This is a genomic window from Citrobacter sp. Cm046 (assembly GCF_030333065.1).
Taxonomy (GTDB): Bacteria; Pseudomonadota; Gammaproteobacteria; order Enterobacterales; family Enterobacteriaceae; genus Citrobacter; species Citrobacter murliniae.
Window position 1 is genome coordinate 316814 of record NZ_JAOWGP010000044.1, and the last position, 26810, is coordinate 343623.

Annotated in this window: 24 protein-coding genes; 12 read left to right on the forward strand and 12 right to left on the reverse strand. The window is 49.0% G+C overall.

The genetic code is table 11. From position 1 onward, the window contains the following. Positions 1-95: 95 nt before the first annotated feature. The gene (locus tag OGX98_RS19445) at positions 96-1802 is read right to left on the reverse strand and encodes a tyrosine-type recombinase/integrase (RefSeq protein ID WP_063940817.1); all 1707 of its coding nucleotides are present in this window, start codon (positions 1800-1802) and stop codon (positions 96-98) included. 113 nt (positions 1803-1915) lie between these two features. Between OGX98_RS19445 and rluB the strand changes: the two genes are divergently transcribed. Then, positions 1916-2791, forward strand: a complete 876-nt coding sequence (rluB, locus tag OGX98_RS19450; RefSeq protein ID WP_045443524.1) for a 23S rRNA pseudouridine(2605) synthase RluB — start codon at positions 1916-1918, stop codon at positions 2789-2791. An 80-nt stretch (positions 2792-2871) separates the two neighbouring features. Here rluB and cobO read toward each other — a convergent pair whose 3' ends face one another. Together cobO and OGX98_RS19460 are read right to left on the reverse strand one after the other, a co-directional pair. Further along, complete coding sequence (gene cobO, locus OGX98_RS19455; RefSeq protein WP_048221382.1) at positions 2872-3462, reverse strand: cob(I)yrinic acid a,c-diamide adenosyltransferase; 591 nt, start codon at positions 3460-3462, stop codon at positions 2872-2874. Beyond that, the gene (locus OGX98_RS19460; protein WP_048221383.1) at positions 3459-4220 is read right to left on the reverse strand and encodes a YciK family oxidoreductase; all 762 of its coding nucleotides are present in this window, start codon (positions 4218-4220) and stop codon (positions 3459-3461) included. Before OGX98_RS19460 ends, cobO begins: the two co-directional genes overlap by 4 nt. 222 nt (positions 4221-4442) lie before the next feature. Between OGX98_RS19460 and sohB the strand changes: the two genes are divergently transcribed. Continuing rightward, positions 4443-5489: a protease SohB gene (gene sohB, locus OGX98_RS19465; RefSeq protein ID WP_045443515.1), complete on the forward strand. Its 1047-nt coding sequence runs from the start codon at positions 4443-4445 to the stop codon at positions 5487-5489. Positions 5490-5541: 52 nt separating this feature from the next. On the opposite strand, the gene OGX98_RS19470 is transcribed toward sohB, so the two are convergent. Beyond that, positions 5542-5793, reverse strand: coding sequence for a YciN family protein (locus OGX98_RS19470; RefSeq protein ID WP_003020616.1), 252 nt, complete (start codon positions 5791-5793; stop codon positions 5542-5544). 399 nt (positions 5794-6192) lie between these two features. Between OGX98_RS19470 and topA the strand changes: the two genes are divergently transcribed. The 5 genes from topA to acnA all read left to right on the forward strand — a co-directional run bounded on the left by topA (position 6193) and on the right by acnA (position 13578). Beyond that, on the forward strand, positions 6193-8790 hold the full coding sequence (gene topA / locus OGX98_RS19475) for a type I DNA topoisomerase (RefSeq protein WP_045443510.1): 2598 nt from the start codon (positions 6193-6195) through the stop codon (positions 8788-8790). A gap of 209 nt (positions 8791-8999) precedes the next feature. After that, positions 9000-9974, forward strand: coding sequence for an HTH-type transcriptional regulator CysB (gene cysB / locus OGX98_RS19480; protein WP_045443507.1), 975 nt, complete (start codon positions 9000-9002; stop codon positions 9972-9974). 313 nt (positions 9975-10287) lie between these two features. Next, a complete protein-coding gene (locus OGX98_RS19485; RefSeq protein ID WP_223306996.1) occupies positions 10288-10428 on the forward strand; it encodes a YmiA family putative membrane protein in 141 nt (46 codons plus the stop codon). A gap of 2 nt (positions 10429-10430) precedes the next feature. Beyond that, positions 10431-10598: a YciX family protein gene (locus tag OGX98_RS19490; protein WP_190284562.1), complete on the forward strand. Its 168-nt coding sequence runs from the start codon at positions 10431-10433 to the stop codon at positions 10596-10598. Positions 10599-10902: 304 nt separating this feature from the next. Further along, the gene (gene acnA / locus OGX98_RS19495) at positions 10903-13578 is read left to right on the forward strand and encodes an aconitate hydratase AcnA (RefSeq protein ID WP_286595800.1); all 2676 of its coding nucleotides are present in this window, start codon (positions 10903-10905) and stop codon (positions 13576-13578) included. 69 nt (positions 13579-13647) lie between these two features. Here acnA and ribA read toward each other — a convergent pair whose 3' ends face one another. Then, complete coding sequence (gene ribA, locus OGX98_RS19500; RefSeq protein ID WP_005126450.1) at positions 13648-14238, reverse strand: GTP cyclohydrolase II; 591 nt, start codon at positions 14236-14238, stop codon at positions 13648-13650. 197 nt (positions 14239-14435) lie between these two features. On the opposite strand from ribA, the gene pgpB reads away from it, so the two are divergent. The 5 genes from pgpB (at position 14436) to yciH (ending at position 18087) form a co-directional block, all read left to right on the forward strand. Then, a complete protein-coding gene (gene pgpB / locus OGX98_RS19505) occupies positions 14436-15200 on the forward strand; it encodes a phosphatidylglycerophosphatase B (protein WP_045443494.1) in 765 nt (254 codons plus the stop codon). 149 nt (positions 15201-15349) lie between these two features. After that, positions 15350-15658: a LapA family protein gene (locus OGX98_RS19510; RefSeq protein WP_006684318.1), complete on the forward strand. Its 309-nt coding sequence runs from the start codon at positions 15350-15352 to the stop codon at positions 15656-15658. 6 nt (positions 15659-15664) lie between these two features. Next, positions 15665-16834 carry a lipopolysaccharide assembly protein LapB gene (gene lapB, locus OGX98_RS19515; protein WP_045443489.1) on the forward strand — a complete coding sequence of 390 codons (1170 nt, stop codon included), beginning with the start codon at positions 15665-15667 and terminating at the stop codon, positions 16832-16834. Between the two features lie 188 nt (positions 16835-17022). Then, positions 17023-17760, forward strand: a complete 738-nt coding sequence (pyrF, locus tag OGX98_RS19520; RefSeq protein ID WP_286595801.1) for an orotidine-5'-phosphate decarboxylase — start codon at positions 17023-17025, stop codon at positions 17758-17760. After that, positions 17761-18087, forward strand: coding sequence for a stress response translation initiation inhibitor YciH (yciH, locus tag OGX98_RS19525; protein ID WP_045443472.1), 327 nt, complete (start codon positions 17761-17763; stop codon positions 18085-18087). It begins immediately after the preceding gene. A 108-nt stretch (positions 18088-18195) separates the two neighbouring features. Here yciH and osmB read toward each other — a convergent pair whose 3' ends face one another. The 7 genes from osmB to fabI form a co-directional block, all read right to left on the reverse strand. After that, on the reverse strand, positions 18196-18414 hold the full coding sequence (osmB, locus tag OGX98_RS19530) for an osmotically-inducible lipoprotein OsmB (RefSeq protein WP_045443469.1): 219 nt from the start codon (positions 18412-18414) through the stop codon (positions 18196-18198). Between the two features lie 264 nt (positions 18415-18678). Next, positions 18679-19431, reverse strand: a complete 753-nt coding sequence (gene yciT, locus OGX98_RS19535; protein ID WP_045443466.1) for a DNA-binding transcriptional regulator YciT — start codon at positions 19429-19431, stop codon at positions 18679-18681. A gap of 97 nt (positions 19432-19528) precedes the next feature. Continuing rightward, positions 19529-19711: a YciZ family protein gene (locus tag OGX98_RS19540; protein ID WP_045443463.1), complete on the reverse strand. Its 183-nt coding sequence runs from the start codon at positions 19709-19711 to the stop codon at positions 19529-19531. A gap of 183 nt (positions 19712-19894) precedes the next feature. Continuing rightward, the gene (pdeR, locus tag OGX98_RS19545; RefSeq protein ID WP_045443460.1) at positions 19895-21886 is read right to left on the reverse strand and encodes a cyclic di-GMP phosphodiesterase; all 1992 of its coding nucleotides are present in this window, start codon (positions 21884-21886) and stop codon (positions 19895-19897) included. 263 nt (positions 21887-22149) lie between these two features. Then, on the reverse strand, positions 22150-24084 hold the full coding sequence (locus tag OGX98_RS19550) for an exoribonuclease II (protein ID WP_048221387.1): 1935 nt from the start codon (positions 24082-24084) through the stop codon (positions 22150-22152). Between the two features lie 89 nt (positions 24085-24173). Next, on the reverse strand, positions 24174-25316 hold the full coding sequence (locus OGX98_RS19555; RefSeq protein ID WP_286595802.1) for a carboxymuconolactone decarboxylase family protein: 1143 nt from the start codon (positions 25314-25316) through the stop codon (positions 24174-24176). 217 nt (positions 25317-25533) lie between these two features. Then, positions 25534-26322 (reverse strand): enoyl-ACP reductase FabI, encoded by a 789-nt coding sequence (gene fabI / locus OGX98_RS19560; RefSeq protein ID WP_045443452.1) that lies wholly within the window; start codon positions 26320-26322, stop codon positions 25534-25536. Between the last annotated feature and the right edge of the window lie 488 nt (positions 26323-26810).

Here is a 26810-nt window from a genome sequence, read left to right on the forward strand (position 1 = left end):
CATTCTGGTTACATACAGGCATAAATTGATGCGTTCTGGCGCAGTCTGAAATCAGCGACAGATATCAATTTTACTGTCGTACAAACAGACAGCTACTATTGCTGAAAATCGACGATACATAATAAATCCTTCAGCGGCGGGCGATGGGTATACAACGCTGTTACCCCTAGGCTTTTGTTTCTGGAATGTCCGACAACGAATTGCATAAGTGGTATTGGTTGTTTTGCAGCAATGCAATTCGTCATAAAAGTATGCCGTAAACTGTGAATACGGCGTTTTAACCCATAGTCATCGTAATCCGGAATGCTGAGTTCCTTCATCAGATTGGCCCACACTTCAGTTGTTGTTGTGTAATTTGGTAGTCCATTGAAAACAAAATCGTTATCATTCAAACCGTTGATCAAAGTAAGTAATCCGTTTTCTAGCTTTTTGTGTAATGGAATTTGACGTTGGGCGTGATCCGTTTTTCCTTCTTCAATGAAAATATACCAACGCCCTGTTTCATCATCTTTGCGAATGTCTTGTTTCTTTATTGATGCAAGTTCGCCACGACGTGCACCTGTGTACATTAGTGCGAGAAAATACCACTTACGCCAATCAGTATCAGAAAGTGAAAACAGCTTTGTCTTTAGTTTTACAAGTTCGGCTGCATTATAATGACCCCTTCGATTTGGGCTTACCTGGTAAGAAATCCCGTCTGTAGGGGATTTCTCTAGGAAATCTTTAGTTTCCACTAGATATTTTCTGAATAATGAGCGCCAGATTTTTAGGTGTTTTTCGACATGTTGGCTACTAAGTAGCTCTTCTTCAGGAACGTCGTACGCAATACATTCTTTGAGGGTCAACCGTTTGTAGGGTAATTTGGTGCGGTTGGGGAGATTTTCTGTAATTTTAAGTGCCTCACGTATATCCTGCTTTGTCACTGAATCAATAGATTTATTTCCGACGACATAGTACAGAACATCGTAGAAACGCTGGTTTTCATTAGCGACACTTATGCGCCACTTTTGTCCTTTTTCTTTCACGTAGAGCATCCAAGCTTGAGAAAGGGAAATAGTTTCTTTTTTTTGTTCATTTTTTGCAGTTGCTGCAATAGGTTGAATGGAAGTTGTGGTTGATTTCGCTGTGTGTTCACGCGTTTTTAACTGCGATTGCAGGGTTTCTAATATCTGACGATATTGAGTAAGATCTCCAGAGTAGAATGCACTGTATGCTTGATAAACAATAGCACGGTTCATGTCTATTTCCCCTGCTACTTCTTTAGCCCAAGGTATGGCATCTCTGGAAAATTCTAGTTTACTGGTGCTGAGACCACCTTTTTTTTGTTCCAACATATCAAGGGATTGCAATCCCATGAGTACTTCTTTAGCCCCTATGTCATCGCCACTATATAAACGCTCCAAACACAAATCGGCATACTTTTGTGCTGATTCGACAGTAGCTGAAGGGGATAAAGGTGAATCTGGGAAGATTCTTTTATGATAGTGCCCTAGCTGTGGTAATCGTTTGACTTCTGTAATATCCATTTGAAGGGTGTGCAGCAGATAGTTATCAAAATCCAGCTTTGTAGCAGTACGGTAACCCTGCATTCTTCGTCTGAATTCATCAAGACTCATCGTCCCGTTTTGTACTAGAGGGATAAAAGGTCGTATCTGGTTCATGATCACTTCAGCCTGTTTACGGCTATCAGTGCCTAGACTAAGACGAACAAAACTAGTTGAATCATTTAATCTAAAATTCGTGTAGTATGTCCGGCCTCGAAGCATTGTGTGTGACAGCTTGTGTGACATATTGTTTGCCATGTTGTGTTCCATAAAATAGTTACATATCAATAAGTTGATGTAAAATCATTGTTAACTTGTTGTTTTTGAAAGTATACCAGACGCCTGTGAAGGCGACACCTAAAGGAAGCTCTATGAGCGAAAAGTTACAAAAAGTGCTGGCGCGCGCTGGCCACGGTTCTCGCCGTGAAATTGAATCCATTATTGCAGCGGGTCGCGTGAGCGTTGATGGCAAAATCGCCACGCTCGGCGATCGCGTTGAAGTGACGCCTGGTCTGAAAATCCGTATCGATGGTCATCTGATTTCGGTGAAAGAATCTGCGGAGCAAATCTGTCGCGTTCTGGCGTATTACAAGCCGGAAGGTGAACTGTGTACCCGTAATGACCCGGAAGGTCGCCCGACCGTTTTTGACCGTTTGCCAAAACTGCGCGATGCGCGCTGGATTGCAGTTGGTCGTCTGGATGTGAATACCTGTGGTTTACTGCTGTTTACCACCGATGGTGAGCTGGCGAACCGTCTGATGCACCCAAGCCGCGAAGTTGAACGTGAATACGCGGTGCGCGTGTTCGGCCAGGTTGATGATGCAAAACTGCGTGATCTGAGTCGTGGCGTGCAACTGGAAGATGGTCCGGCAGCATTTAAAACGATCAAATTCAGCGGTGGTGAAGGGATTAACCAGTGGTATAACGTTACGTTGACTGAAGGGCGTAACCGCGAAGTGCGTCGCTTGTGGGAAGCTGTAGGCGTACAGGTTAGTCGTTTGATCCGCGTGCGTTATGGCGATATCCCGCTGCCAAAAGGTTTGCCACGTGGTGGCTGGACCGAGCTGGACCTGGCGCAGACAAACTATTTGCGTGAGCTGGTGGAGTTAAAGCCGGAAACCTCATCGAAAGTCGCTGTTGAGAAAGATCGACGTCGTATGAAAGCGAACCAGATCCGCCGTGCGGTTAAGCGCCACACCCAGGTCGGCAGCAGTCGTCGTCCAGGTGGTCGCAGCAACAACGGTTAATCATGAGTAGGCCTGATAAGCAACGCGCCATCAGGCGTTAGCGTGGAGCCGGATGCGGCGTAAGCGTATCCGGCCTACTGTTAGTAATCGATCCCCATCTGGGCTTTCACGCCCGCTTCAAAGGCGTGCTTAACCGGGCGCAGCTCGCTGACCGTATCCGCTAACTCCAGAATATCGCGATGACATCCACGGCCGGTAATAATGACCGTCTGATGCGAAGGGCGGGTATTTAAGGCGTTGAGAACCTCTTCAAGCGGCAAATAGTCATATGCCACCATATACGTCAGTTCATCCAGTACCACCATATCCAGCTCAGGATCGGCCAGCATGCGTTTACCATGTTCCCACACGGCCAGACAGGCGGCAGTGTCTGATTCACGGTTTTGGGTTTCCCAGGTAAATCCTGTCGCCATTACCTGAAACTCCACGCCGTGGGGTTCCAGTAAGTTTCTTTCACCGTTCGGCCACGTGCCTTTAATGAATTGTACTACGCCGACTTTTTTTCCATGACCGACTGCACGCGTGGCGGTACCAAACGCAGCGGTGGTTTTCCCCTTACCGTTGCCAGTAAAGACAATAATAATTCCGCGTTCATCACTGGCTGCGGCAACGCGTGCGTCAACCCGCTCTTTTACGCGTTGTTGGCGCTGCTGATAGCGTTCTTCACTCATTGGGCTATTCCTGGTTTACGGCCCGGTTGGGCGTCGAAGGTCATACCGGTTTTACGGCGGCTGTCGTCGCCCATCAGCCACAGGTAGAGCGGCATAATATCGGCGGGTGTTTTTAATTTTAGCGGATCTTCTGTCGGGAATGCGCTGGCTCGCATGCTGGTACGTGTACCGCCGGGATTGATACAGTTAACACGCAGATGGCGGTTCTGGTACTCATCTGCCAGAACCTGCATCATTCCTTCAGTAGCAAACTTGGAGGTAGCATATGCTCCCCAGTTGGCTCGTCCCTGGCGACCGACACTGGAAGACGTAAACACCAGCGACCCGGAATCAGACTGGAGTAATAAAGGTAACAGAGCCTGGGTCAGCATAAAAGTGGCATTCACGTTAACCTGCATCACATCCTGCCAGACCTGTGGATTTTGCTCACTCATAGGGCAGATATCGCCCAGTAATCCGGCATTGTGCAGAACGCCATCCAGGCGTGGATAATGCGCGGCAATACGCTGCGCCAGCTGGTGACACTCTTCAGAAGTGCAGGTCAGCAGATCCAGCGTAAACCACAGTGCTGTAGAGCTACTTTCAGCGGAAATTGCATGGGCGACCTGGCGCAGTTTATCTTCGTTGCGACCCAGCAGAATAACGGTCGCACCGTAGCGCGCGTAGGTTAGTGCGGCTTCACGTCCGATGCCATCACTGGCACCGGTGACCAGAATAATACGATCGTGTAACAGATCTTGTTTAGGTTGGTAATGCACGGCTACTCCTCGGCGACGCTCTGGCCATCCCGTTCTCTATAACTTGTCGGCTTTATGCCTTAAACCCTGCTATTTTTCAATCAGCCAAAGGTAATAACACCGCAAAATGAACACTTTGTCATGCTTTTTGCTGATTCTGCTGCCGAATGGATGAAGCAAGACGAGCAAACACGCCTGTTGTACACTGAGCAAAAGTAGCGTTGTTAAACCAAGGTGGGATACGTGGAATTGTTGTCTGAATATGGGCTGTTTTTGGCAAAAATCATCACTGTCGTGGTGGCAATTGCGGTTATTGTCATGCTGATTGTGAATGCTACTCAACGCAAACGTCAGCGTGGGGAATTACGGGTCATCAATCTCAGTGAGCAATATAAAGAGATGAAAGAGGATCTGTCGATGGCCCTGTTGGACGGTCATCAGCAAAAACTGTGGCATAAAGCGCAGAAAAAAAAGCACAAGCTGGAAGCGAAAGCTGCCAAAGCAAAGGCGAAGCTGGGGGAAAGTGCATCATCAGACAAACCTCGCGTCTGGGTGCTTGATTTTAAAGGTAGTATGGATGCCCACGAAGTCAGTGCGTTACGCGAAGAGGTCACGGCGGTACTCGCGGTAGTAAAACCTCAGGATCAGGTGGTTGTTCGTCTGGAAAGTCCTGGCGGTGTGGTTCATGGTTATGGACTGGCTGCATCACAGTTACAGCGTCTGCGCGATAAGCAGATCCCGTTGACGGTAACGGTGGATAAAGTTGCGGCCAGCGGCGGATATATGATGGCCTGCGTGGCGGATAAAATTGTTTCAGCGCCGTTTGCCATTGTCGGCTCAATTGGGGTTGTTGCGCAGATCCCTAACTTTAACCGTTTTCTGAAAGGCAAAGACATTGATATTGAGCTACATACTGCCGGACAGTACAAACGGACGCTGACGTTGCTCGGTGAAAATACGGAAGAAGGGCGACAGAAGTTCCGTGAAGATCTGAACGAAACCCATCAGTTGTTTAAAGATTTTGTTCATCGCATGCGTCCGACGTTGGATATTGAACAGGTTGCCACCGGGGAGCACTGGTTTGGACAACAGGCGCTGGAAAATGGGCTGGTGGATGAGGTGAATACCAGCGACGAGGTGATACTGAGCCTGATGGACGGTCGTGAGGTGCTTAACGTTCGCTATATGCAGCGTAAAAAGCTGATGGACCGCTTCACCGGTAGTGCGGCTGAAAGTGCCGATCGCATATTGCTGCGTTGGTGGCAGCGTGGGCAAAAACCACTGATGTAAGCTTTAAGACTATACAAATGAAAACGCGAGGCCTGTGCCTCGCGTTTTGCTTTTAATCGATCAGGTGATACTTCTCAGAAAGTACGTGCGCCAGATGTTTAAACATATTAAACACAGCTGTACTTTTGGGCGTCGGTAGCCCTTGCTCGTCTAAAAAGTAATCTCCGCTGAAAACCAGCACACCATTACGCTGCGTGACTCCAGTGGCGACAATCCCCGCCAGCGTGTCCTCATGCTCACGAATGATTTTGTTGGCTTCAATCAGCAGTGTTTCGCGATCGATGGGTTGAGTGTCTTTATGCATTATTTACTCCTTAAACAAGGACATTAGTCTACGCCGAGCCCGGCTTTTGGGCAAATATTCCCTGACAAAAACGGTGGTTTTACGACAGTGTCGTTACTGGCGAGATTTGTTTTTGCATGCTAATAAAGTTGCGTAACGCATTTTATCAGGTACAGTGTGACGCTTTCGTCAATCTGGCAACAGATTTGCTTGACATTCGACCAACATTCCGTCGTGCTATAGCGTTTTCGTGCAAAAAATCCTGTTAACTCAGTTACATGAGAGTTACATTACGAACGCGCAATCAGTACAAGGGTTGATATCCGCCGACGCAGAGACCATATCGATGTCTCGTCGCCAGTGGAAGGTGAATCAACGCGCGGCGTATTCCTGGAAGAATCAAATTAGGTAAAGGTGAATATGGGTAAAGCTCTTGTCATCGTTGAGTCCCCGGCAAAAGCCAAAACGATCAACAAGTATCTGGGTAATGACTACGTGGTTAAATCCAGCGTCGGTCATATCCGTGATTTGCCGACCAGTGGCTCAGCAACTAAAAAGAGCGCCGACTCAACCTCCACCAAAACGGCTAAAAAGCCCAAAAAGGATGAACGTGGCGCTCTCGTCAATCGTATGGGTGTTGACCCGTGGCACAACTGGGATGCGCGCTATGAAGTGCTGCCTGGTAAAGAGAAGGTTGTTTCTGAACTGAAACAACTGGCTGAAAAGGCCGACCACATCTATCTCGCAACCGACCTTGACCGCGAAGGGGAAGCCATTGCATGGCACCTGCGGGAAGTGATCGGGGGCGATGACACCCGCTATAGTCGCGTGGTGTTTAACGAAATCACCAAAAATGCGATTCGTCAGGCGTTTGAAAAACCGGGCGAACTGAACATTGATCGTGTTAATGCGCAACAGGCACGCCGCTTTATGGACCGTGTCGTGGGCTATATGGTTTCGCCGCTGCTGTGGAAAAAGATTGCGCGTGGCCTGTCTGCCGGTCGCGTACAGTCGGTAGCCGTGCGGCTGGTCGTTGAGCGTGAACGCGAAATCAAGGCATTCGTACCAGAAGAGTTCTGGGAAATTGATGCTAATACCACCACGCCATCCGGCGATGCATTGCCGCTGGAAGTGACGCATCAGAACGATAAACCGTTCCGCCCGGTTAACCGCGAACAGACGCTTGCCGCAGTAAGTTTGTTGGAGAAAGCGCGTTATAGCGTACTGGAACGTGAAGATAAGCCAACCAGCAGTAAACCTGGTGCGCCGTTCATCACCTCCACGCTACAGCAGGCTGCCAGCACGCGTTTGGGCTTCGGCGTGAAGAAAACCATGATGATGGCGCAGCGCTTGTATGAAGCAGGCTACATCACCTATATGCGTACTGACTCAACGAATTTGAGCCAGGATGCTGTATCTATGGTTCGTGATTATATCAGCGACAATTTTGGCAAAAAATATCTGCCGGAGAGTGCGAACCAGTACGCAAGTAAAGAGAACTCACAGGAAGCGCACGAAGCAATCCGTCCTTCTGATGTCGCCGTGCAGGCGGAATCGCTGAAAGATATGGAAGCTGACGCGCAAAAACTGTATCAGCTGATCTGGCGCCAGTTTGTTGCCTGTCAGATGACACCGGCTAAATATGACTCCACCACGCTGACCGTGGGCGCAGGTGATTTCCGCCTGAAAGCGCGTGGACGTATTCTGCGCTTTGATGGCTGGACTAAAGTTATGCCAGCACTGCGTAAGGGCGATGAAGATCGTATTTTACCTGCAGTGGACAAAGGCGACGAGCTGACGCTAATCGAACTGACGCCAGCGCAACACTTCACCAAACCGCCAGCTCGTTTCAGTGAAGCGTCACTGGTTAAGGAACTGGAAAAACGCGGGATTGGTCGCCCATCCACCTATGCGTCGATCATTTCTACGATCCAGGATCGCGGCTATGTTCGGGTTGAGAACCGTCGTTTCTACGCTGAAAAAATGGGCGAAATCGTCACCGATCGTCTGGAAGAAAACTTCCGCGAACTGATGAATTACGATTTCACCGCACAGATGGAAAACAGTCTCGACCAGGTGGCTAACCACGAAGCCGAATGGAAGGGTGTGCTTGACAACTTCTTCAGTGATTTTACTCAGCAACTGGATAAAGCCGAGAAAGATCCTGAAGAGGGCGGCATGCGTCCTAACCAGATGGTACTGACCAGCATCGACTGCCCGACCTGTAGCCGTAAGATGGGTATTCGTACCGCCAGTACCGGTGTCTTCCTGGGCTGTTCCGGTTACGCACTTTCGCCGAAAGAACGTTGCAAAACCACCATTAACCTGGTGCCAGAAAACGAAGTGTTGAACGTGCTGGAAGGCGACGATGCAGAGACCAACGCCTTACGTGCGAAACGTCGCTGTCAGAAGTGTGGCACGGCGATGGACAGCTATCTCATCGATCCAAAACGTAAACTGCATGTATGTGGTAATAATCCTACTTGCGACGGTTACGAAATCGAAGAGGGCGAGTTCCGTATCAAGGGTTATGACGGTCCGATCGTTGAGTGTGAGAAGTGTGGCTCTGAGATGCACCTGAAAATGGGGCGTTTTGGTAAATACATGGCTTGTACTAATGACGAGTGTAAAAACACCCGTAAGATCCTGCGTAACGGTGAAGTGGCCCCGCCGAAAGAAGATCCCGTTCCGTTACCGGAGCTGCCTTGCGAAAAATCGGACGCGTATTTTGTGTTACGTGACGGCGCAGCTGGTATCTTCCTGGCCGCCAATACGTTCCCGAAATCACGTGAGACTCGCGCACCGTTAGTGGAAGAGCTGTACCGCTTCCGCGATCGTCTGCCGGAGAAACTGCGTTACCTTGCTGATGCACCGCAGACTGATCCAGACGGTAACAAAGCGATGGTCCGTTTTAGCCGTAAAACTAAGCAGCAGTATGTTGCCGCTGAGAAAGACGGTAAAGCGACCGGATGGTCGGCGTTTTTCGTTGACGGAAAATGGGTGGAAGGTAAGAAATAACAGCCTGTCAGCTGGATTTCTCCTGAAAGGGTCGCGAAAGCGGCCCTTTTTTATTGAAGGGTTATTATTTTTTGTCATCTCTATACAGCTCAAATTTAAATGATATAGTGGTTATAGTTAATAAGTTTTTTATTATTAAATCGTATTAGCAGCGCGACACTGCCTGCTCTCAAACGATGATCTGATGGCGCTAATCTGGATGGTTTAATATGAAATTACAGCAGCTTCGCTACATTGTTGAGGTGGTTAACCACAACCTTAATGTTTCCTCAACGGCCGAAGGACTCTATACCTCTCAGCCTGGTATTAGTAAGCAAGTTCGTATGCTGGAAGATGAGCTTGGCATCCAGATTTTTGCCCGTAGCGGCAAGCACCTGACGCAGGTGACTCCGGCAGGGCAGGAAGTCATCCGTATTGCTCGAGAAGTTCTGTCTAAAGTGGATGCCATTAAGTCCGTTGCCGGTGAACATACCTGGCCGGATAAAGGTTCCCTGTACATTGCCACGACGCACACCCAGGCGCGTTACGCCTTGCCAAACGTGATTAAAGGCTTTATTGAGCGGTATCCACGCGTGTCTTTGCATATGCATCAGGGGTCGCCGACGCAAATTGCTGAAGCCGTTTCGAAAGGTAATGCGGATTTTGCCATTGCGACGGAAGCGCTGCATCTGTACGACGATCTGGTTATGTTACCGTGCTACCACTGGAATCGTTCGATCGTCGTCACGCCGGATCACCCACTGGCGGGTAAATCATCGGTTTCTATTGAAGAACTGGCGCAATACCCGCTGGTAACCTACACCTTTGGTTTTACCGGTCGTTCGGAGCTTGATACGGCGTTTAACAGAGCAGGTCTGGAGCCACGCATTGTCTTTACCGCGACCGATGCCGATGTGATCAAAACCTATGTAAGACTGGGGCTGGGTGTGGGGGTTATCGCCAGCATGGCGGTCGATCCTGTGTCCGATCCTGACCTGGTACGTGTCGATGCGCATGATGTATTCAGCCATAGCACGACTAAAATCGGTTTTCGTCGCAGCACGTTCTTACGCAGTTATATGTATGATTTTATTCAGCGTTTTGCGCCACATCTGACCCGCGATGTGGTCGATACAGCGGTTGCATTGCGTTCTAACGATGACATTGAAGCCATGTTTAAAGATATTAAATTGCCAGAGAAATAATAACGGATGTTACCTCAACGGTATCGCTAAGCGCATAGCGATACCGCTGGGAAATCTGAATGTATTTATGATTATCCATAGGGTATATAAACCGTATATTATTTATGGGGAATACCCGCTAAAGTAGTGTCAAATTAGCAAGCTCGCCAAAAACCCTTTCAAATATTTATATCCGATCAAACAATTGATTTATTTAGCTTACCGGATTCGAAAATTAACTGGCTTTTTTTCACCTTTTTCTTTAGGATTTCTCTCATCTGGTGATTAATTGTACCAATTGTTTGGTGCCTAAATGATAAGTGATTTCGATAGTATGAGGTTAGCGATGCCTTCTGGAAACCAGCCACAACGCCGGGATCCCGCGCTGAAACGTAAAGCATGGTCCACGGTCTTTCTTGGCTCCGCAGTGTTCTGGATTGTGGTAGCGCTCGTGATTTGGCAAGTTTGGGGATAACCATGTCCGCGCAGGAACAACAATCCTCCTCTGTGCCATCTCATCAGGATAATGAGCAAGAGAAGGAGACCAACACTGAATATGTGATGGATATTCCCGATTCGTGGCAGCTCTCACCACAACAGCGGGCATTTATTGATTTGTTCGATGAAGAAGAACAGAAAAAATAATCAATGTGTAGTTCATAATAATTATTATTAACCTGCCTTTTTGAATTTGGGACGAATACGACGTCGCAGATCCCGTAGATAAAAAACAACGTGTAAGCGATTGCATAACGTACTCTGCTGCATATTCGCAACTTCCATATCTCCTTTACAGTTCATTTCTTTTTGCATAGTTCCCGGTCATTTTGCTGATCTCCTCTTTTATCAATTCGAGTTGTTATCAAAGCGTTACATTTTGTTTGTGTTATCTTTAATACTAACCCTGAGGAAAATCAGGGGATCCAACCCTGTCATTTAAGGAGGAGCTATGTCGTCGACCCTACGAGAAGCCAGTAAGGACACATTGCAGGTTAAAGATAAAACCTACCGCTACTACAGTTTACCTTTGGCTGCCAAATCACTGGGTGATCTCACCCGTTTACCGAAATCACTTAAAGTCTTGCTGGAAAACCTGCTTCGCTGGCAGGACGGTGACTCAGTTACTGAAGAAGATATTCATGCTCTGGCGCGATGGCTGAACAATGCTCATGCCGATCGCGAAATTGCTTATCGACCTGCTCGTGTGCTGATGCAGGACTTTACTGGCGTGCCGGCAGTGGTTGATCTGGCGGCCATGCGCGAGGCGGTTAAGCGCCTGGGTGGTGATACGGCAAAAGTGAATCCGCTTTCACCTGTTGATCTCGTTATTGACCACTCGGTGACCGTCGATCGTTTTGGTGACGATGATGCTTTCGAAGAGAACGTCCGGCTGGAAATGGAGCGCAACCACGAGCGCTATGTGTTTCTGAAATGGGGACAGCAGGCATTCAGCCGCTTCCGTGTTGTGCCGCCGGGGACGGGGATCTGTCACCAGGTCAACCTTGAATACCTGGGAAAAGCGGTCTGGAGTGAACTGCAAAATGGCGAGTGGGTGGCTTACCCGGACACGCTGGTCGGTACAGATTCCCATACCACGATGATCAATGGCCTTGGCGTACTGGGCTGGGGCGTTGGTGGAATTGAAGCCGAAGCCGCCATGCTGGGACAGCCCGTTTCGATGCTGATCCCGGACGTTGTCGGCTTCAAACTTGTTGGGAAATTACGTGAAGGGATCACTGCTACCGATCTGGTTCTGACCGTTACCCAGATGTTGCGTAAACACGGCGTGGTCGGAAAATTTGTGGAATTCTATGGCGACGGCCTGGATACCCTACCGTTGGCTGATCGGGCGACCATTGCGAATATGGCCCCAGAATATGGTGCAACCTGTGGTTTCTTCCCGATAGATGGCGTGACCCTCGAATACATGCGGCTGAGCGGTCGTAGCGAAGAACAGGTTGGACTGGTTGGTGCCTATGCCAAAGCGCAGGGGATGTGGCGCAACCCTGGTGATGAGCCGGTATTTACCAGCTCTCTGGAACTGGACATGGGCGATGTGGAAGCAAGCCTGGCGGGACCAAAGCGTCCGCAGGATCGCGTTGCATTAGGGGATGTCCCGAAAGCTTTTGCGGCAAGCAATGAACTTGAGGTGAATAGTTCGCAGAAAGACCGCCAACCTGTAGATTATGTGCTGAACGGGCATCAATATCAGTTGCCGGACGGTGCTGTGGTTATTGCGGCAATCACCTCCTGTACCAATACCTCGAACCCGAGTGTATTGATGGCGGCAGGGCTACTGGCGAAAAAAGCGGTCACACTCGGTCTGAAACGCCAGCCGTGGGTGAAAGCCTCGCTGGCACCAGGCTCAAAGGTGGTTTCTGATTATCTGGCGCAGGCAAGACTCACACCGTACCTTGATGAGCTGGGATTCAATCTGGTTGGCTATGGCTGTACCACCTGTATTGGCAACTCAGGTCCGTTACCTGACCCAATCGAAACCGCGATTAAAAAAGGTGATCTGACGGTGGGGGCCGTACTTTCCGGCAACCGTAACTTTGAAGGTCGAATTCATCCGCTGGTAAAAACGAACTGGCTGGCGTCGCCGCCGCTGGTGGTTGCCTATGCGCTGGCGGGAAATATGAACATTGATCTGACGAAAGAGCCGCTCGGACATGACAGAAATGGTGACCCGGTTTATCTGAAAGATATCTGGCCATCTGCACGGGAAATCGCCCGTGCTGTTGAACAGGTCTCTACTGAGATGTTCCATAAAGAGTATGCGGAAGTGTTCGAAGGAACACCTGAATGGAAAACCATCAATGTTGACCGTGCAGACACCTATGGCTGGCAGTCCGACTCGACCTATATTCGCTTATCGCCATTCTTTGATGGCATGCAGGCTAAACCGGATCCGGTACAGGATATTCATGGGGCACGAATCCTGGCGATGCTTGGGGATTCCGTGACGACTGACCATATTTCACCCGCAGGCAGCATTAAACCGGACAGTCCGGCAGGGCGTTATCTTCAGAACCACGGCGTTGAGCGCAAAGATTTTAACTCTTACGGTTCACGACGTGGAAATCACGAAGTGATGATGCGCGGTACGTTCGCCAATATTCGTATTCGTAACGAAATGGTGCCGGGCATTGAAGGGGGAATGACTCGTCATTTGCCGGGGACAGAAGTTGTGGCTATTTACGATGCCGCAATGCGTTATCAACAAGAGAAGGTTCCGTTAGCCGTGATTGCCGGCAAAGAATATGGCTCGGGCTCCAGTCGAGACTGGGCAGCGAAAGGACCACGTCTGCTGGGCATTCGGGTAGTTATCGCGGAGTCCTTTGAGCGAATTCACCGCTCTAATCTGATAGGTATGGGGATCCTGCCTCTGGAGTTCCCACAAGGCGTCACGCGAAAAACACTCGGATTAACCGGTGATGAAGTGATTGATATTACGGAATTGCAAGATATAAAACCGGGTGCAATTATTCCGGTGAATATGGTGCGGGCAGATGGCAGTAAAGAAGTGATTTTGTGTCGTTGTCGTATTGATACCGCCACGGAATTAACCTACTACCAGAACGACGGTATTTTGCACTATGTCATTCGTAATATGCTGAACTAAAATGCGAAAAAGCCTGCAAATTAACTGCAGGCTTTTTTATATGCCGAATTATTCGACAATTATGTGAAATCACTCGCTCAACAAGTGACCCATTTTGGCGGCTTTGGTGTCCAGATAATGTTCATTTTTGGGGTTGCGGCCAACAATCAGTGGTACACGCTCAACAATATTGATACCGGCTTCCGTCAGGATTTCAACTTTCTTCGGATTATTGGTCAACAAACGCACTTCGTCGACACCCAACAGCTTAAACATATCGGCACACAGAGTGAAATCTCGCTCATCTGCCGCGAATCCCAGCTGATGGTTGGCTTCAACAGTGTCATAGCCTTGATCCTGGAGCGCATAGGCGCGGATCTTGTTAAGCAGACCGATATTGCGACCTTCCTGGCGGTGATAGAGCAGAATACCGCGTCCTTCTTCAGCAATATGCGTGAGCGCGGCTTCAAGCTGGAAACCACAATCGCAACGCAGGCTGAACAGTGCGTCGCCGGTAAGACATTCGGAATGGACGCGAGCCAGGACAGGCGTCTGGCCTGAGATATCGCCAAAAACCAGTGCGACATGATCGTGTCCGGTTGCCAGTTCTTCAAATCCCACCATCAGGAAATCACCCCATGGGGTTGGCAGTTTGGCTTCTGCCACACGTTTAAGCTGCATGTATTTCTCCAGATTATGCTGGCACCCTGAGTGCCGTCGCCTGTTGGCTTCTGTATTGCGCTATTTTGCCATAAGGCGATGGTGTTCACCTAATTGCGACAACGCATTCGTTTTTGGAATGGCACAAAATTGTCAATTTTCCCGATACGTACTTTTTTCAGTTATGATTGTGAGACTTATCGACGAAAGGAGATGCAATGCTGTCTATTGCAAAGCGGACCGCCTCAGGAGCCGCACTGTTGCTGATCATGCCTGTTTCAGTATGGATATCGGGTTGGGAATGGCAACCAGGCCACAATGTCTGGTGGTTAAAATCCTTATATTGGATAACAGAAACGGTGACTCAGCCCTGGGGGATCATTACGCATGTCGTTCTCTGTGCCTGGTTTTTGTGGTGTCTGAGATTTCGTCTGAAAGCTGCACTTATGCTGTTTACTATCCTGGCAGGGGCAATATTACTGGGCCAGGGTGTGAAATCCTGGGTTAAAGACCGGGTACAGGAACCCCGGCCATTTGTTATTTGGCTGGAAAAAACACACCATGTTCCTGTTGATGAGTTCTACACTTTAAAACGTAAAGAACGTGGGCACTTAGTAAAAGAACAACTGTCAGGACAGCAGGATATTCCAACGTTTTTGCGTAAGCACTGGCAAAAAGAAACGGGATTTGCCTTTCCCTCCGGGCATACGATGTTTGCTGCAAGCTGGGCTTTACTGGCGGTAGGATTGTTGTGGCCGCGTAGACGTACTCTGACAATTGTTTTCTTGCTCATCTGGGCGACTGGAGTAATGGGCAGCCGCTTGCTTCTGGGAATGCACTGGCCACGTGATTTAGTCGTCGCAACGTTGATATCCTGGCTGCTGGTGACACTGGCAACCTGGCTTGCACAGCGGGTATGCGGGCCATTAACACCGCCTGCGCAAGAGAAGCAGGAAATAGCAGAGCGCGAGCAAGAAAGCTGACGACGATTGATTTTTCGAAATTTGCCCTCAAATCATAACGTGTAAGGCGCTTTTCCGTTTCGCACTCGTCGTGAAAATGGTAATTTAAAAGGCTTAACGCGGTAAGTTGTTCACGATTTATTCGCTCAAACCACATAACGGGAAGTAATGTGAAATATTTACTCATTTTCTTACTGGTGTTGGCGATTTTTGTTATTTCGGTGACATTAGGTGCGCAAAACGATCAACAGGTAACGTTTAACTATCTGCTGGCTCAGGGTGAGTATCGTATATCTACGCTGCTTGCTGTATTGTTTGCTGCAGGTTTTGCTATTGGTTGGTTAATTTGCGGCCTTTTCTGGCTGAAGGTTCGTGTGTCTCTTGCGCGTGCCGAACGTAAAATCAAACGACTGGAAAACCAGCTTGCGCCTGCGACCGACGTTGCGGTATCTGCCGACTCGTCGGTTGTGAAGGAATAAATATTTATGCTGGAGTTGTTGTTTCTGCTTTTGCCTGTAGCCGCTGCCTATGGGTGGTATATGGGTCGCAGAAGTGCGCAACAAACAAAGCAGGATGAAGCTAACCGTCTGTCGCGTGACTACGTCGCCGGGGTTAACTTCCTCCTCAGCAATCAACAAGATAAAGCGGTGGATTTGTTCCTCGATATGCTGAAAGAGGATACAGGCACCGTTGAGGCTCATCTCACCCTCGGAAACCTGTTCCGCTCTCGCGGTGAAGTCGATCGTGCAATCCGCATCCATCAAACTCTTATGGAAAGTGCATCGCTGACCTATGAGCAGCGTTTACTGGCGGTTCAGCAATTAGGACGCGACTACATGGCCGCGGGTTTATATGACCGCGCGGAGGACATGTTTAATCAGCTGACCGATGAAACGGATTTCCGCGTGGGCGCATTGCAGCAATTATTGCAAATTTACCAGGCAACCAGCGAATGGCAGAAAGCCATTGATGTGGCGGAACGTCTGGTCAAACTCGGCAAAGATAATCAGCGTATAGATATCGCGCATTTTTACTGTGAACTGGCCTTACAGCAAATGGGTAGCGACGATATGGATCGCGCCATGACGTTGCTGAAAAAAGGGGCTGCGGCCGATAAAAACAGTGCCCGCGTTTCCATCATGATGGGGCGCGTGTATATGATGAATGGGGAATATGCAAAGGCAGTCGAAAGCCTGCAACGCGTAATTTCTCAGGATAAAGAGCTGGTCAGCGAAACGCTGGAAATGCTGCAAAGTTGCTATCAGCAGCTCGGTAAGAATGATGAGTGGGCGGAGTTTTTGCGTCGTGCAGTTGAGGAAAATACCGGTGCTGCCGCTGAGCTGATGCTGGCTGATATCCTTGAAGCTCGCGAAGGCAGTGATACCGCTCAGATCTACATTACCCGCCAGTTACAACGTCATCCCACAATGCGCGTTTTCCATAAGCTGATGGACTATCACCTTAATGAAGCGGAAGAAGGGCGCGCCAAAGAAAGTCTGATGGTTCTGCGCGATATGGTCGGTGAGCAGATCCGCAGTAAGCCACGCTATCGTTGCCATAAATGCGGATTTACAGCTTATACGCTGTACTGGCATTGCCCGTCCTGCCGTTCGTGGTCAACCATTAAGCCAATTCGCGGCCTTGATGGACAGTAATTTAAAAAAATGCCTTGTTTAGTTACAACATACTAATGAGTGGTTATCATTCACAGCGTCAAACACCTGTGCCACATCGCCTCGCAGAAATGTAAACGCGCCTGTTAATTTTCTATTACCGCAGGTAGAATGCACGCCGTTTACCCATTTTGTGCCGCAAGCGGCGCCATCTTCAAGAAGGTCTGGTCATGACGTTTACTGCTTCATCTTCTTCCCGTGCTGTTACTGATTCTCCTGTCGTTGTCGCTCTGGATTACAATAACCGCGATAAAGCGTTAGCTTTTGTCGACAGAATTGATCCTCGTGATTGCCGTTTGAAAGTGGGCAAAGAGATGTTCACGCTTTTTGGACCGCAGTTGGTTCGTGACTTACAACAGCGTGGATTCGACGTCTTTCTTGATTTGAAATTTCATGATATTCCCAATACTACGGCGCATGCCGTTGCAGCGGCGGCAGATCTTGGTGTGTGGATGGTAAACGTTCATGCTTCAGGCGGGGCACGCATGATGACTGCAGCGCGTGAAGCATTGGTACCTTTCGGCAAAGACGCTCCGCTACTGATTGCAGTGACGGTTCTGACCAGTATGGAAGCCAGCGATCTGGAAGATCTTGGTGTGACATTGTCACCGGCTGAGCATGCCGAAAGACTGGCACGTTTAACCCAGAATTGTGGGCTGGATGGTGTTGTATGCTCGGCGCAGGAGGCGGTACGATTCAAGCAAGCGTTTGGTCAACCGTTTAAACTGGTCACCCCGGGGATTCGCCCTGCAGGTAGTGAGGCGGGTGATCAACGCCGCATTATGACGCCAGAGCAGGCGCTTTCCGCTGGTGTAGATTACATGGTGATTGGTCGTCCGGTCACACAGTCGAATGATCCGGCGCAGACCTTGAAGATGATCAATGCCTCCCTGAAACGAGGTGCATAAATGAACGACTCTAATTCTCGCCTGGTTTACTCAACTGAATCCGGACGTATTGATGAACCCAAAGTGGTGCCTGACCGCCCGAAGGGTGATGGCATTGTCCGTATTCAGCGTCAAACTAGCGGTCGGAAAGGTAAGGGTGTTTGCCTGATTACCGGGATTGATCAGGATGATGCTGAATTGGTTAAATTAGCCGCTGAGCTGAAGAAAAAATGTGGCTGTGGTGGTGCAGTGAAAGATGGCGTAATAGAAATTCAGGGTGATAAACGCGACCTGATAAAATCGTTGCTGGAAGCCAAGGGAATGAAAGTTAAATTGGCGGGCGGTTAATCAAAAAAAGCCACGGAATTCGACCGTGGCTTTTTTATAAATAACGAACTAATGGTACAGAGCTGAGAAAAGTAAACGTCTTATTATATCGAGCCAGTCAACAGTAGATTATTTACCCACCTGATGGCCAATAATACCACCTACCGCAGCACCACCCAGCGTCCCCAGCGTGCTGCCATCCGTCAGGACTGCACCACCGATAGCACCTGCACCAGCACCGATCGCGGTGTTACGGTCACGTTTGGACCAGTTGGAGCAAGCGCTCAGAGACATTGCCAGAGTAATCGCCAGAACAGCAGCGGTCATTTTTTTGCTCGTTACAAACATAATACTTTCTCCTGAATTATTGATTCACGGGATCCAGTTCTCTTTAATGATACGCCATATCAGGACGATTAAAGATATTTCCGTGAACTATGTTGCGCAGGGATGACAACTAAATCACGCAGGTGATAGTCACTTCCTGTTATATCGCTAATAGTAATTTTACGACTTTATCCTGTTAACGACAGGTAAAAAGTCTTAATTGGACCGTCAGATAAGTCTCAGAGAGAAGATGATTTGCCTGCTGACAAATCATCTGGTGAAGTATTATGCTTGGGTATCAATGATGTTTACCGTTAATCCCGAGTGTTCTAGCTGCATTTGCACGCTGGCACTGAGTTTTGCATCCGTCACTACGCGGCTGAACCGATCTAACGGACCCAGTGTGTAAGGGTGAATTGCCTCAAATTTTGAGCTGTCGGTAAGCACGATCACCTCTGCACCTTTTTCCAGCACAGCATTGACTACGTCAGAGCGCATCATGTCGCGGCCGGTAAAGCCGGTATCAGCCTGCCAGCCATCAATACCGATAAATGCCTTACTAAAGTGAACCTGCTGAATAAACTGGCGAGTTAGCGGTCCGACCATGCTTTCACTTTTTTTCTGATAGATCCCACCGAGAAGAATGACTTCACAGGGAGTTTCTTTGAGCAGATGAGCGATATAGCTGCTGACCGTAATGATGGTGACGTCTTTTTGTTCCGCAAGTGTTCTGGCCAGAAGCGCATTACTGCTGCCATTCTCAATAAAGACTGATTCGCCAGGATTGACCAGTGATGCGGCAAATTCGGCCAGTTCACGTTTCAGCGTGAAATTGGTCATCATGCGCGTTTCTACATCATCACTGTTCAATGAGACAGCGAAGCCGTGCGCACGGCGTAAATAACTCTGTTTTTCCAGTGTGTTCAGATCCTGTCGAATCGTCACTTCTGAAACGCCGGTGACTTTAGCAAGCTCAGCTACACTCATCTGGCCTTTATCGGTCACCATCTGCAAAATAGATTGTTGTCGGGAATTCATAGTATTAATTTTTTATAGCGATATCGTATCGGAAATTAAACGGAGACTGCGTTATCTGAAATCTGATGATAGCAATCACATACAGAGAACGATGCCATCAGATCTCCCACGGGGCCCTGGCTTTTTTTGACAAAGATTCTGTATCTTCTTTGACCGTATTTAACAGTTCAGCCTTAAGAATCTCGAGGTTGTGGATGGCTGAGTGGTAATCGCCAGCAACGAGGATATCCAGCACGGTATCAATACGTTCGGCCAGACGCTGTGCGTCGATATCAGACATGTTCGTCATCCTAATGTCAAAATAGTTAGAATTTCATGATGCAGAAATTCATGACAAAAGAGAAGGGAAAAATAGTATTATCCCGAACGATTGGAGAATAATATATATTCTGTAATTACATACAGATATGATCCATCCAGGAATGTCCATTTTTCCATATTCAATATGTTTACTCCTTCCGCTTTAACGCAACTTTTTATTCAGATAACGCTTATACCAGCGTTCAAATGCGGCGGCCGGCATTGGCTTGGCGAACAAAAAGCCCTGACGCTCGTTGACACCGTTCTTGGTCAGAAAGGCGTCCTCTTTCGCGCTTTCAACACCTTCGGCTATGACTTGTAGATTCAGCGCTTGCGCCACCGCGACAATGGCTCGTACCAACGACTGTGAAATAGATTGTTTGTGAATATCTCTAACAAAGGCCTGATCCAGTTTGATCGCATCAAGTGGGAAGCGGGCAAGTTGCGACAGTGATGAGTATCCTGTCCCAAAATCATCCAAATGAATCTGCGCCCCAAGCTGGCTAAACTGCTGAATAACCGACAGTGCAAGTTGTTCATTTTCAATCAAACTGCTTTCTGTTAGCTCGACGTCGATTGGACAATATTCAAAATTCAGTTCATGAAGCACCTGCTTCAAATCGGTAAAAAGCGTCTGGTCGGCAAGCTGACGAGCCGATACGTTTACCGCTACACGCAGATTTATTCCCTTATCACGCCATTTAGCCACCTGGCGCACGACGTCCAGAATAACCCAGCGTCCCAGCGGAACAATCAGCCCCGACTCTTCGGCATAAGAGATAAACTCCAATGGTGGGATTAGCCCGCGCTCGGGCGATTGCCAACGCACCAGAGCCTCCACGCTACGCACTTCGCCACGCCATGTTATTTTCGGCTGGTAATGAATAAGCAATTGATCATTTTCCAGGGCTTTACGCAGATTGGTATCCAGCCAAAGGTATTCGAATACCCGTTGATTCATTTCAGGGGAGAATACGCAAAATTGTCCGCGGCCACCTTCTTTGGCTGTATACATTGCCGTATCTGCATTGCGAATTACACTTTCGCTATCATTTCCATGCTGAGGGGCGAGGGAAATACCAATAGAACATCCGGTATACACTTCAATAAGGCCGATACGGAAAGGCAGACGCAGGCGTGTCAAAATACGCGATGCCGTGGCCTCCAGTGCGCTCTGGGACGTTTTAGTGGCAAGGACAATAAACTCATCGCCGCCAAAACGAGCCAATAATTGATCTTCCTCGAGACAACTGAGGATTGCCAGCGACACGCTCTGTAACAACTGATCGCCAAACATGTGCCCGTAGGCATCGTTAACCTTTTTGAAATTATCCAGATCGAGGTAAACAATACCTACCTGGGTGTCTCCCGCGTTGTCGATCGCCTCGCTAATCAATTCATGAATTGCGTTACGGTTGGGTAATCCGGTAATGGAATCGGTATTCGCCAGCACGCGCAGACGCTCCTGAGCGCGTCGTTCTTCAGTGATGTCGGTACCTGAACAGATCAGGAAAATTTCGTTCTTACCGCTGCCGTTATGCACAAACTTATTGCGAAACAGAAACAGGCGCTGACCCTTACAGGTCTTCACCCACCGTTCGACTTCATACGAATTGCCTTCGCGAAAAAAAACGTCGATGTTACGTCTTGAAGCGGCTGCTTCACGGCGGCTCATAAAGAGTGTGAAGACGCTTTGCCCGATCACTTCGCGCTCTCTTAGCCCGGTGTACTCTTCGCACAATCGATTAAATCGCTGAATATTGCCCTGACGATCAAGGATAACGATAACTGAATTAGCCTCAGAGACGACCTGTTCAGCAAAAGAGAGTCCTTGTGCCAGATCGCGCGCAACAGAAGGGGTGTCATCCCACGCGGATGCGCTACCGGCCCATTCGCGTTTATTAATTTTCCGTCCGACCAGGTGAACGGGAATATCATCGTCATCAATGGGAAGAGTCATTAACAGGCTGGACGTAATGACTGTCATCTCCCGAATACGATCGGCTTGTTCCGGTGAAAGCTCGATGGTTTGGTCGGTATCAGTCGCTTCGGCGATAGAAAAATGCAGGATGTTGCAATCCTCTGACAAACGCCAGTAGGGGGTGTGAGTGCCTATATAGCTATACAACGTAACCCTCTCCCGAACGTCTTTCATGATGTGTACTATCCCGTTTAAAGCGCATACAGCCACAAAAATAAGGGTAGCCATGATTCATACAGGTTGATTATGGCTGAACGTATTGTTTTATTTATATATTTATGTGTAATCCAGATTCAGGAAAAAGCAAAGTCAGTGTGCTGAAAATAGAAAAAATAATTCTGACTGGATGAAAGAAGTGTAGTGCGTGGCAGCTAATTGCGCGGAAAAAAAGAAAACGGCCTTTTCGTTACAGAAAAAGGCCGTTGAATCGATGTTTGTTACACGGCAGGACGAGCGATAACGCTGCGGGTTTCCATCCGAACTTCAGCAATAGTTACGTCAATCACGTCAGTGACTTTGTAAACCACTTCACCTTTAATTTGCACCGTGCCGCTTTCCTGGCTACATACCAGTTCATCACGGACAGCGTGCAGGAATGGTGCCGGAATAAATGCAACAGCGCCATTATCGACTAAACGAACGCGCATACCGCCACGGCTGACGTCAATGATTTCAGCTGCAAAACGGATATCGGTATCGACTTTGTCCTTCAGGAAACGCGCGTACAGCCAGTCACCTACATCACGTTCGGCCATACGGTTCAGGCGACGACGGTCTGCCATTTGCAGGGTGATATCATCCTGCGGACGAGCGATGGTTTCACCTTTGATAACAGCCTTCAGCAGGCGGTGGTTGATCATATCGCCATACTTACGGATAGGGGAAGTCCATGTGGCATATGCTTCCAGACCTAACCCAAAGTGCGGTCCTGGCTCGGTGCTAATCTCTGCATAAGACTGGAACCGGCGAATACGGCTGTCGAGGAAACCAGAAGGCTGGGCATCCAGCTCACGACGCAGTTTGCAGAAGCCTTCCAGGGTTAATACTTCTTCGGCATCGACGTGCATACCATGGGTTTTCAACAGTGCGGCCAGCGCTTCAGCATTCGCCGGATCGAATCCCATGTGTACGTTATAAATACCAAAGCCCAGTTTGTCGCGAAGCACACGTGCCGCACAAATATTTGCCGCAATCATGGACTCTTCCACAATACGGTTTGCGATGCGGCGCGGCTCAGCCACGATGTCCAGGACTTCACCTTTTTCACCCAGAACAAAACGATAATCCGGGCGATCTTTAAATACCAGAGCATGGTTATGACGCCATTCACCACGGCTGAGGCAAATGCGCTGTAGCAGACGGATCTGACCGGCAATCGCGTCGTTTTCAGGCTGCCAGTCCCCGGTGCCTTCCAGCCAGTCGGAAACGTTGTCATACGCCAGCTTGGCTTTGGATTCGATAGTGGCTGCAAAGAAGGTGATGTTGTCCTCGATCGTACCGTCAGCAGCAATAATCATGCGACAAGCCAGAACCGGACGAACTTCGTTAGCGCGCAGGGAACACAGGTCGTCGGACAGTTCGCGCGGTAACATCGGAATATTGAATCCCGGCAGATAGTTGGTGAACGCACGAATTTTCGCCGCGTTATCCAGTTTGCTGCCTTCAGCAATCCAGGCAGTAGGATCGGCAATTGCAACGGTTAATTGCAGTTTACCGTCAGCCAGCTCTTCGGCATACAACGCATCATCCATATCTTCAGTGCTGGCACTGTCGATGGTGACGAAATGGAGAGCAGTTAAATCCTGACGTTCCAGACCTTCATCCAGCATTTCGGTGGCCACGCCATCCGGTGCTTCTTTTTCGAGGTTATGGCGCGCCAGTGTGACCCACCATGGGACGAAGTGATCGTCAGCAAAGGTGATAAACTGAGTTAATTCAGCATAGAAGGTGCGGTCGCCTTTCAGCGGATGACGGCGCATTTCAGCTACCGCCCAGTCACCCTCTTTAAATTCGTGTTCCACACCGCGAGCAGCGCGGCAGGGAATTGCATCTTTCAGTAACGGATGATCCGGTACAATGGACAAACGGTCATTCTTGCCCTGAACTTTACCCACGAAGCGAGTCAGGAACGGTTCGACCAGTTCTTCCGGCTCTGCAGACTCGCGATCTTTTTCCGTATGGATAACCGCGACAATGCGGTCACCATGCATCACTTTTTTCATCTGCGGCGGTGGAATAAAATAGCTTTTTTGTGCATCGACTTCCAGGAAGCCAAAGCCTTTTTCCGTGGCTTTTACCACCCCTTCAGCACGTGGCGTTTGGGAATGTAGTTGCTGTTTAAGCTGCGCTAGCAGCGGGTTGTCCTGAAGCATAATTGTCTATTTTCGTGGCCAAAAGAGCGGCTGACAGTTTTACGCGAATCTGCCTGGCGCAGCAAGCGCTCTTTCAGTAAATGGATCGGTTAATGAGTCTCGCCCAGTGCGATTTTCAAGCGATTCAACCATCCGCACAATCCGCTCCAGGCCAGTAGGTTAATAGCCTGTTCTGAAGAGATACCCTGATCGAGTAACGGGGTTAGTAGTGCGGCGCTAAAACGATCGGGCGCCCGGGTCAGCCATTGTACCGCCTGTAGGGTTACGCGCTCAACTGGATGTCGCTGCTCCCAGCGCTGTAATTCGCGCTCCTCATCGCGAAGTAAAGCGATGACGTCGGCCATTTCATGCACCGAATGTGCGTATTCATTAAAGCAGGCAACGCTGCCATTAATACGTGCAGTCAGCAGAGTGGTCAGTGAAAACGCTCTTGATTGCACATCAGTGCGCAGTGAGCTGATGACCAGTGATTTGAGTACCGCCAGTATTTCGGGAGAATGAGCCAGTAACGGTGTCAATGCGCGCAGTTCGGGGGGCGAGTGATCCGGGGGCTGCTGACGAGCGGGACAATATTCGACCGGGAAGGATGCGGCATACCATTTTGCATTGGCATCATTAAATGCTGACGCTAGCGCGTATTGTTGTACATCAAGTCCCGGTATCCGGCGAGCAGGGTGACCAAAGTATGCCTGAAAAATAGCTACTGCACGGGCCTGAAAACCCACAAATCCAATTATCTGATTGATCAGAATAATATCGCCGGTTGTCAGACCAACCTCATCCAGATGCTGGCGAGCACGCGCGTTAATAACGGAGGGTGAACTGGCGAGTTGGCGAGCATATTGGGTGATTTGCGCTAGCCGGTGATTGCTCTCCCGCGAGGAGTCCGGGCCTGGAAGTGGTGTTAAACGCGCCGCATAGTGATTACACAATCGCTGGACGCCGTAAACCTGGGCGACAGTTAAAGCGGTGCTCATACGTTCATAGGCGCTGAATGTATGCAACTGGCTCTGGGTAACGTGAGCAGGGAAAAGATGACAGGCAAGTTTACGTGCAGGTTCTAACCAGGACTGAAAGGGTAAAAGCGCGACTTCGGGTATCGTCAAATCCAGTAAAAAACTGTCCTCGACGTGCGCGGCTTCAGGCACCAGTGGCAGGGCATCTTGCGGATACCTGCTGGACTGAGTTTCATGATACCAGTGGCTTTTGCCTTCAATTCGGCGTTGTTCCATGGGCGATCCTTGGTCTAAAAAGTGGCGACCCGGATACGTCGTCATACCCATACGCCGGATCGTTTGTGCTGCATTATCCTGGCGTAAGCGGATGAGGGGATGAAAGACTGTTAGGTGATAATAAATATCAGAAAAGTATATATGGCAGAATGTAGAAGGGCGGAAGAATGGAAAATCATGGGCGACGCAACGCCGCCCATGGAGGTGGTCTGAAAGATTATTTCAGTTCCAGTTCGTTCATTGCAGCGATGCTGAAGCCACCGTCAACGTGAACGACTTCACCGGAGATACCGCCAGACAAGTCGGAGCACAGGAATGCTGCGGAGTTGCCCACATCTTCAATGGTAACAGTGCGGCGAATCGGGGTAACCGCTTCACAATGTGCCAGCATTTTACGGAAATCTTTAATACCGGATGCCGCCAGAGTACGGATAGGACCTGCGGAGATTGCGTTAACACGCACACCTTCAGGACCCATCGCGTTAGCCATGTAACGCACGTTCGCTTCGAGGGAAGCCTTCGCCAGACCCATAACGTTGTAGTTCGGGATTGCGCGCTCTGCGCCCAGGTAGGACAGAGTCAGCAGAGCAGAGCCTGGGTTCAGCATAGTACGGCATGCTTTAGCCATCGCAACAAAGCTGTAGGCGCTGATGTCATGAGCGATTTTAAAGCCTTCGCGGGTGACAGCATTCACATAGTCGCCATCCAACTGATCAGCCGGTGCAAAACCGATGGAGTGCACGAAACCGTCGAATTTCGGCCAGGTTTTGGCCAGCTCAGCGAACATGGTGTCGATACTGGCGTCTTCAGCCACATCGCACTGCAGGACGATGCTGGAACCCAGTTGAGCTGCAAATTCTTCCACGCGGCCTTTCAGTTTGTCGTTCTGGTAGGTGAACGCCAGTTCAGCCCCTTCACGATGCATCGCCTGCGCGATACCCCATGCGATGGACAGTTTACTGGCAAGACCGGTCACCAGAATGCGCTTACCGGAAAGAAAACCCATAGCTTTAATCCTTATAGTCATTACTTATTTTTTAGCAATCAATGAGTTATGATTGCAATTTCAAGGTCACTCGAAATTGGTCTGAAATTATATCCCACTCTCTGCCCCTTGTGTCACGATCTTTCTCTGCGATTCACCACACGGTTACTGGCAGCAAAAAGTATTTCAGGGGGCTGTAGAGTTGTAGTCAGTTATGAGCGGCCTGTCGCTATACATTGCACGTGAGGAGTATATCACTCCCCCCTGGTTCTGCCTCATCCAACCAGCGAAGGACAGGGCGGCAAGGTGACAGTACTAAGGCCCTGAATAGCTAAAATGACATGATTTTATCGCTAGTCGATGTTTATAAACATATCAATGTAAGAAGATTCTTAAAACAAAAATAATGACCATATTCAGTTCGTTATGATATATTGTTTTTATCGATCAATATCTATGTATTGATCGATATTATTGATTGATTGTAATTAGAAGTGCATTATCAGGAT

Bases quoted from the DNA above. Each gene is read 5' to 3' on its own strand.
- pyrF (WP_286595801.1), top strand. From the start codon at position 17,023: ATGACGTTTACTGCTTCATCTTCTTCCCGTGCTGTTACTGATTCTCCT.
- rluB (WP_045443524.1), top strand. From the start codon at position 1,916: ATGAGCGAAAAGTTACAAAAAGTGCTGGCGCGCGCTGGCCACGGTTCT.
- OGX98_RS19555 (WP_286595802.1), bottom strand. From the start codon at position 25,316: ATGGAACAACGCCGAATTGAAGGCAAAAGCCACTGGTATCATGAAACT.
- yciT (WP_045443466.1), bottom strand. From the start codon at position 19,431: ATGAATTCCCGACAACAATCTATTTTGCAGATGGTGACCGATAAAGGC.
- cobO (WP_048221382.1), bottom strand. From the start codon at position 3,462: ATGAGTGAAGAACGCTATCAGCAGCGCCAACAACGCGTAAAAGAGCGG.
- yciH (WP_045443472.1), top strand. From the start codon at position 17,761: ATGAACGACTCTAATTCTCGCCTGGTTTACTCAACTGAATCCGGACGT.
- cysB (WP_045443507.1), top strand. From the start codon at position 9,000: ATGAAATTACAGCAGCTTCGCTACATTGTTGAGGTGGTTAACCACAAC.
- osmB (WP_045443469.1), bottom strand. From the start codon at position 18,414: ATGTTTGTAACGAGCAAAAAAATGACCGCTGCTGTTCTGGCGATTACT.
- pgpB (WP_045443494.1), top strand. From the start codon at position 14,436: ATGCTGTCTATTGCAAAGCGGACCGCCTCAGGAGCCGCACTGTTGCTG.
- ribA (WP_005126450.1), bottom strand. From the start codon at position 14,238: ATGCAGCTTAAACGTGTGGCAGAAGCCAAACTGCCAACCCCATGGGGT.
- topA (WP_045443510.1), top strand. From the start codon at position 6,193: ATGGGTAAAGCTCTTGTCATCGTTGAGTCCCCGGCAAAAGCCAAAACG.
- OGX98_RS19470 (WP_003020616.1), bottom strand. From the start codon at position 5,793: ATGCATAAAGACACTCAACCCATCGATCGCGAAACACTGCTGATTGAA.
- OGX98_RS19490 (WP_190284562.1), top strand. From the start codon at position 10,431: ATGTCCGCGCAGGAACAACAATCCTCCTCTGTGCCATCTCATCAGGAT.
- OGX98_RS19540 (WP_045443463.1), bottom strand. From the start codon at position 19,711: ATGTCTGATATCGACGCACAGCGTCTGGCCGAACGTATTGATACCGTG.
- fabI (WP_045443452.1), bottom strand. From the start codon at position 26,322: ATGGGTTTTCTTTCCGGTAAGCGCATTCTGGTGACCGGTCTTGCCAGT.
- lapB (WP_045443489.1), top strand. From the start codon at position 15,665: ATGCTGGAGTTGTTGTTTCTGCTTTTGCCTGTAGCCGCTGCCTATGGG.
- pdeR (WP_045443460.1), bottom strand. From the start codon at position 21,886: ATGAAAGACGTTCGGGAGAGGGTTACGTTGTATAGCTATATAGGCACT.
- OGX98_RS19485 (WP_223306996.1), top strand. From the start codon at position 10,288: ATGAGGTTAGCGATGCCTTCTGGAAACCAGCCACAACGCCGGGATCCC.
- acnA (WP_286595800.1), top strand. From the start codon at position 10,903: ATGTCGTCGACCCTACGAGAAGCCAGTAAGGACACATTGCAGGTTAAA.
- OGX98_RS19445 (WP_063940817.1), bottom strand. From the start codon at position 1,802: ATGGCAAACAATATGTCACACAAGCTGTCACACACAATGCTTCGAGGC.
- OGX98_RS19550 (WP_048221387.1), bottom strand. From the start codon at position 24,084: ATGCTTCAGGACAACCCGCTGCTAGCGCAGCTTAAACAGCAACTACAT.